Raw genomic sequence first — 306 nt, 5'->3', positions numbered from 1 at the left:
ACTGCACAAAATGAGGTTCAGCGCCCATAAAATGGGCGGGAAGCAGCTCGGTCTGACATCAAAAAACGCATCTGCCGGCATCGCGACCGGCGATTACGCGGGATTTACCGGTAATTCGAGGTGCCCTATAGGAGCGCATCCCGTGCTTTCCAAGCTTATAGCGGTATTATCGACGGTGTATCGTAAGCGCTCCATAAACCCCAGACTTGCTGGCTAATCCGAATTTCCGCATTCTTGCTACTTCGATTTGATACCGGAGCAAGCATGGAAAACACGACCGTTTTTTGGGAGAAGCACGTTGCCGCG

General features: G+C 52.0%; 1 protein-coding gene. It reads left to right on the top strand.

Going from position 1 to position 306, the window contains the following annotated elements:
• Positions 1 to 217: hypothetical protein (locus F2P45_RS35900; protein ID WP_223164943.1), on the top strand; the 217-nt coding region annotated here is incomplete at its 5' end.
• Positions 218 to 306: the final 89 nt, after the last annotated feature.

Source organism: Massilia mucilaginosa (assembly GCF_011682145.1).
Lineage (GTDB): Bacteria > Pseudomonadota > Gammaproteobacteria > Burkholderiales > Burkholderiaceae_D > Telluria_A > Telluria_A mucilaginosa.
This window is presented reverse-complemented; position numbering and strand designations above follow the sequence as displayed.